Here is a 5,125-nt window from a genome sequence, read left to right on the forward strand (position 1 = left end):
GAAATCGAGCAAGTTAAAAGCAACCAAATGACTGGCTCTGAATTTATTCAAAAATGTTGTGATGACAAACTGACGTCAGACGACTTTAATACTAATGGAAATAAATTTGCGCAATATTATTATTCTTCCGATAAATATTTTGATGATTATGTTGACCACTCAAACCCTAACTTACCGACAATATTTCATGAACCAAACAACCTAGAAAAATATAATGAAATTTCAAATATTATATCTAAAAGATATAATGAATTTTTAAATAAAAAGGTAAAAATGTAAAAGCAAATATTTTACCACTAGCTATTAGGCAAAAAGGAACAAACGTGCAAAAACATAAAGGCTTCACCCATTTAATTAAAGCCACCGGCTACTCAATTAAAGGCTTAAAACAAGCGGTGACGGAAACCGCATTTCAACACGAGCTGATTATGGCGGCGGTGTTGATTCCGTTAGCCTTTTGGCTTGGCGAAAACGGTGTAGAGCGGGCGTTGATGATCGGCTCGGTGCTGATGGTGTTGGTGGTTGAATTGCTGAACAGCGCAATCGAGTCGGTAGTTGATCGCGTGGGTATGGAATACCACGAACTCTCCGGCAGAGCCAAAGATCTCGGCTCGGCAGCGGTGACGATGGCGTTAGCAATCATGGCTATCACTTGGTTATTGCTGATTTTTGGTTGATATCGTCGATGCTGACAATCCAATTACAACAGCGGTTTTATGCCTTAAATTTACTTTAATGTTCAAATGGCGTGATGAAATTTAAGTTATAATATGCTTTTTATATTGTTGAATTAAATATCTCATTGATTAACAATGATACAGTTCTCATTTGAGCAATAAAGCGATTGTTTATCATTTAACTCTCATTTAGAATGAAATTGCTCAATTCGAGTATTTATTTATAAGAGGATTATAAAATGAAAAAAGTACTGGTTTTAACAGCAGCGCTTCTTGGTGGCAGCGTTATTTCAGCTACCGCTCTTGCGGCTCCAGCTGGTCAAACTTTTGTTGGTCCTTCTGTTGGTTTGAAAATAAGTAGTGAAAAATTTAAATTCAATGAAGAAGGGATCAAACTAAAACGTTTCACATCAGTGAATTTAATTGCGGATTACGGGTTTGATTTTGGCAATGATTTTGTCGGCTTGGCCCAAGCCAGCATTCAATTAGGGACAAGTGGAAAATATGCGGTTGATACCGAAGAGGATGGTGCAAGTGCCAAAAGAAAGCGTAATTTCACCGTTGGCTATGCGCAAGGTTACCGTGTACTGCCGAATCTATTGCCTTATGTCAAAGTGAATTATAATTATGGTAAAGTCAAATGGTCTGATGACGGCAGCTCTTATAGTGTGAAAGGATTCGGCTATGGTCTAGGGGCTAAATATGCCCTGTCGCAAAATGTTGAATTGGGCGCGGAATACACGCGTGTACACTTACAAGATTCTGTAAAATCGAATGAACTTTCTTTCTTAGCATCTTACCGTTTCTAACGTTTGCATAAACCCAAATCAACTTAGCAATATAACTTTTAGGGCGTGTCCTCATTGCAACCATGAAGACACGTCCTAATTGCGTAAACTTACCCTAAAAAGGCACAAGCTAAAATCAGAGATTTCTGTCATCATCATCTTGATGGAGGAAATCATGAAACGTTCAAAATTTACAGAAACTCAGATAGTGAGCATTTTAAAATTAGCCGAGCAAGGTGCCAAAGTGACCGATATTTGTCGGGAGTATGGCATTAGCAGTGCAACGTATTACCAGTGGAAAAGCAAGTACGGTGGCTTAGAGGCGTCCGATTTAAAACACTTACGCGATATAGAGGCAGAAAATGCAAAGCTAAAGAAAATGTACGCTGAGTTAGCGTTGGAAAATGCAGCGATCAAGGATTTGCTGGGAAAGCTTTAACGCCGGAGCGACGACGAGAAGCGGCTCAGCACTTGGTTGAGCAGGGTTTACTCTCGATTTCCAAAGCGTGTCGTTTGACATGCCTTTCTCGTCGCAGTTGGTACCGGCCTGACCCAAGTCAGCTGCGCCTTGAACGGGATCAGCCGATTATTGATGCCCTCAATGCGATTATTCAGGAGCCAACGCATACTCGTTGGGGCTTCTGGAAATGTTTTTATCGACTGAGATTGGATGGTCAAGTCTGGAATTTTAAGCGAGTATGGCGTATTTACTGTGCAATGAATTTAAATCAAAAACGTCGTACTAAAAAGCGGTTAGCAGAACGAAAGCCCGCTCCTTTAGCGGTTCCTGCCGAATCGAATTATAGTTGGTCCTTTGACTTTATGAGTGATGCACTTTATAACGGTACACGTTTCAGAGTACTGAATATCATTGATGAAGGCATCAGGGAAGCCTTAGATATCGTGGTTGATACCTCGCTACCAGCAACCAGAGTGGTGAGAACCTTGGAGCAGCTTAAAGCAGAAAAAGGGCTGCCTAAAATGATTCGTGTGGATAATGGCAGTGAAATGACCTCACATGTCTTTATTGATTGGTGTGAAGCGAATAACATCACGCTTTGTTATATTGAGCCTGGCAAACCGAACCAAAACGCCTATATAGAGCGATTTAATCGTAGCTATCGCACAGAAGTTCTAGACCCGCATTTGTTCTCCTCGTTAGCTCAAGTGCGGGAGCTCAGTTGGGCTTGGATGTTAAGTTATAACGAGGAACGACCCCATGAATCACTGGGGAATTTACCCCCTAGTGAATTTAAACGACAGTTAGCAGCAGAAGTCTCTAGTTATGAACTGTGCGCTTGACGGTAAGCTTACGATTGATTTAAGCCTCTGCTTTAATCTTTTCCACCAGCTTCGCCATATCTTCATAAAGCCAAGCATTCGGTAGCACTTTGGTTTTGCCGTTTTGCGCATGCGCCAGCAAAGCGGGAACGCCTTGGATGCCCAACTCAGTGGCCAGAGCCTGACCTTGTCGGATTAACTCGGCCGCGTTTTGCTTGGTGGCTTCGCTGTCCAATATGCCCGCCGCTGGCGCAAGGTCTGTTTCAAGCAATACCTCTTTCAGCACGGCCAAATCGGTTACATCGCGCCCGGCCACATAGCGGGCGTGTTGCAGGGCGGTAAGTGCGGTTGGGCGTTGTAGCGGTGCTACCGCCGCCAAGGCTTGCACCATCGTAAACGAGTCAAATGGTGTGCCGAAGGCTTGCAGTACGTTTTGATAATACGCTGCGGAAAAGATTTGCCCGGTGAGCTGGGCAATCCGTTGGTCGTTTGACCAAGCGTATTCAGCGAAATCAGCGCTCATAGTACGGCCGCTGTGGCTGAACAAACCGGTCGGCAAGATGGTTAATTCAATATTACGCTGTTGAGCAAGCAGCGCTATTGCCGGGGCTGCGCCGTAGCACCAGCCGCAAAGCGGGTCGAATAAATACGTTAGTTTGGTGCTGGACATCATGCACTCCTGTTTGATGTGTGTTATGGCGCTTTATTTTAGAAAGGCTATCACAACTAAACAATCCCGCTTTTACTGATTTAATAATTAAGCCAAACTTAACAATCAAGCCTAAAAATGCTGTCTGAACAGCCATCGGGTTAAATTAAATCGGTGACTTTTTCTGTTTTATGCTATGGCTGGCGATGGTTTTGTTTACTTGCCAAATGCCCTATTAATCGCTAATAGGGCATTGATTTATTGCTTAGGATTGACCGCTAAATTTTACCAAGTAAATTTCACCCCAAGGTTGAAAATGGCATTTTGGTAATGGTTGCTGTCTAAAGCGAGTTTCACATCTTGTGTCAAATACAGGTGTTCTGCCAATTTATAGCTTGATCCCAGATCCAAATTGAATTTTAATTTTCCGGTGCCACGTGAATAATTGCGGTCGGTATCCTTATACCGCACTTGCAATTTACCCAGATCATAACTAACCCCGATACCGGCATTAAAATTCCAGCGTTCACCATTGTAATCAACCATCACACCGACTTCGCTGCTGAGTGGTAATTTATCGCTCACCTCAATTTTATCGCCGTTGCTGTCTGTTAATTCACCTAAACCCAGATCGTTATAGCTCAACGCAATATACTCTTTCAAGCTGATATTACCGAACGGCTGCGTATAGCTGATGCCGCCTTTAGCAAAAATGCCGGTAGATGAGAAATGGCTATTCATGCTGGTTGGCGCTTGTCCGTCAATTTTAGTATTAAAACGTGCTTTGGCTACCCCCAGCGCAGCATATAATTTGAGGTCATCAAAATAATATCCGCCGTAACCGATAACCGATGTTAATTTCGTTTTCGACTGTAACCGCACTTTGTCTGACGCTGTACTCGTGGTTAAATCTGCCAAGCGGATTTGCATCCCACCTTCGATATCATTGAGTCGGTTGGCTAGGTTAAACACCACGCCTTTACCATTCACTTTACTCTTGAAGTCGTACTGGTGCTGATAATTATCACGCTCATAGTAACCTTCATAAGCTACACTGAAGCCAGATTGGGCATTATTTAAATTAATATTGACTACATTGCGAGCACTACCAATCAATGTTAAATATTCGCCAACTTCCGGCGCTGTTTTTACCGATAAACTGATTTTAGCAGCTTGTTCAGCGGCAGCCTTTTCTGCAGCCGCTTGTTCAGCTGAGGCTTGTTCGGCAGCAGCTTTCTCAGCAGCGGCTTTTTCAGCAGCAGCTTTTTCTGCAGCAGCTTTCTCTGCGGCCGCTTTTTCAGCGGCGGCTTTCTCAGCAGCAGCTTTCTCTGCGGCAGCTTGTTCAGCAGCAGCTTTCTCGGCGGCAGCTTTCTCTGCGGCGGCTTTTTCAGCGGCCGCTTGTTCAGCAGCGGCTTGTTCGGCAGCGGCTTTTTCGGCAGCAGCTTGTTCAGCAGCCGCTTTTTCTGCAGCAGCTTTCTCGGCAGCAGCTTTCTCGGCAGCGGCTTTCTCTGCGGCAGCTTTTTCAGCAGCAGCTTGTTCAGCAGCAGCTTTCTCGGCGGCAGCTTTTTCAGCAGCAGCTTTCTCTGCAGCAGCTTTTTCAGCAGCAGCTTGTTCAGCAGCAGCTTTCTCTGCGGCAGCTTGTTCAGCGGCAGCTTGTTCGGCAGCGGCTTTCTCAGCAGCGGCTTTCTCAGCAGCGGCTTTTTCGGCAGCAGCTTTCTCAGCAGCGGCTT

6 protein-coding genes are annotated in these 5,125 nt (G+C 44.3%); 4 read left to right on the forward strand and 2 right to left on the reverse strand.

All coding sequences use genetic code 11. The features are described 5' to 3' along the window. The 4 genes from FHQ30_RS06290 to FHQ30_RS06305 all read left to right on the forward strand — a co-directional run. On the forward strand, positions 1-279 hold a 279-nt coding region (locus FHQ30_RS06290; protein ID WP_500692251.1), incomplete at its 5' end, for a DUF7832 domain-containing protein. A gap of 44 nt (positions 280-323) precedes the next feature. Next, a complete protein-coding gene (locus FHQ30_RS06295) occupies positions 324-677 on the forward strand; it encodes a diacylglycerol kinase (RefSeq protein ID WP_139612094.1) in 354 nt (117 codons plus the stop codon). 239 nt (positions 678-916) lie between these two features. Continuing rightward, the gene (locus tag FHQ30_RS06300; protein WP_139612093.1) at positions 917-1,486 is read left to right on the forward strand and encodes a porin family protein; all 570 of its coding nucleotides are present in this window, start codon (positions 917-919) and stop codon (positions 1,484-1,486) included. A 154-nt stretch (positions 1,487-1,640) separates the two neighbouring features. Beyond that, positions 1,641-2,767, forward strand: a protein-coding gene (locus tag FHQ30_RS06305; RefSeq protein WP_442805704.1) for an IS3 family transposase whose coding sequence is annotated in 2 segments (ribosomal slippage) — positions 1,641-1,899 and positions 1,899-2,767 — 1,128 coding nt in all. Because the reading frame shifts where the segments join, the coding sequence is not laid out codon by codon here. Positions 2,768-2,786: 19 nt separating this feature from the next. On the opposite strand, the gene FHQ30_RS06310 is transcribed toward FHQ30_RS06305, so the two are convergent. Together FHQ30_RS06310 and FHQ30_RS13245 are read right to left on the reverse strand one after the other, a co-directional pair. Then, positions 2,787-3,416 carry a DsbA family protein gene (locus tag FHQ30_RS06310; protein ID WP_176552678.1) on the reverse strand — a complete coding sequence of 210 codons (630 nt, stop codon included), beginning with the start codon at positions 3,414-3,416 and terminating at the stop codon, positions 2,787-2,789. Between the two features lie 264 nt (positions 3,417-3,680). Beyond that, positions 3,681-5,125, reverse strand: a 1,445-nt coding sequence (locus tag FHQ30_RS13245) for a histone H1-like repetitive region-containing protein (protein ID WP_176552762.1), incomplete at its 5' end; no start/stop codon positions are given.

The sequence above is a fragment of the Testudinibacter sp. 'clade 2' genome, assembly GCF_006227735.1.
In the GTDB taxonomy this organism is placed as follows: Bacteria; Pseudomonadota; Gammaproteobacteria; order Enterobacterales; family Pasteurellaceae; genus Chelonobacter.

Coding starts and splice junctions, on each gene's coding strand:
- FHQ30_RS06300 (WP_139612093.1), top strand. CDS start 917: ATGAAAAAAGTACTGGTTTTAACAGCAGCGCTTCTTGGTGGCAGCGTT.
- FHQ30_RS06310 (WP_176552678.1), bottom strand. CDS start 3,416: ATGTCCAGCACCAAACTAACGTATTTATTCGACCCGCTTTGCGGCTGG.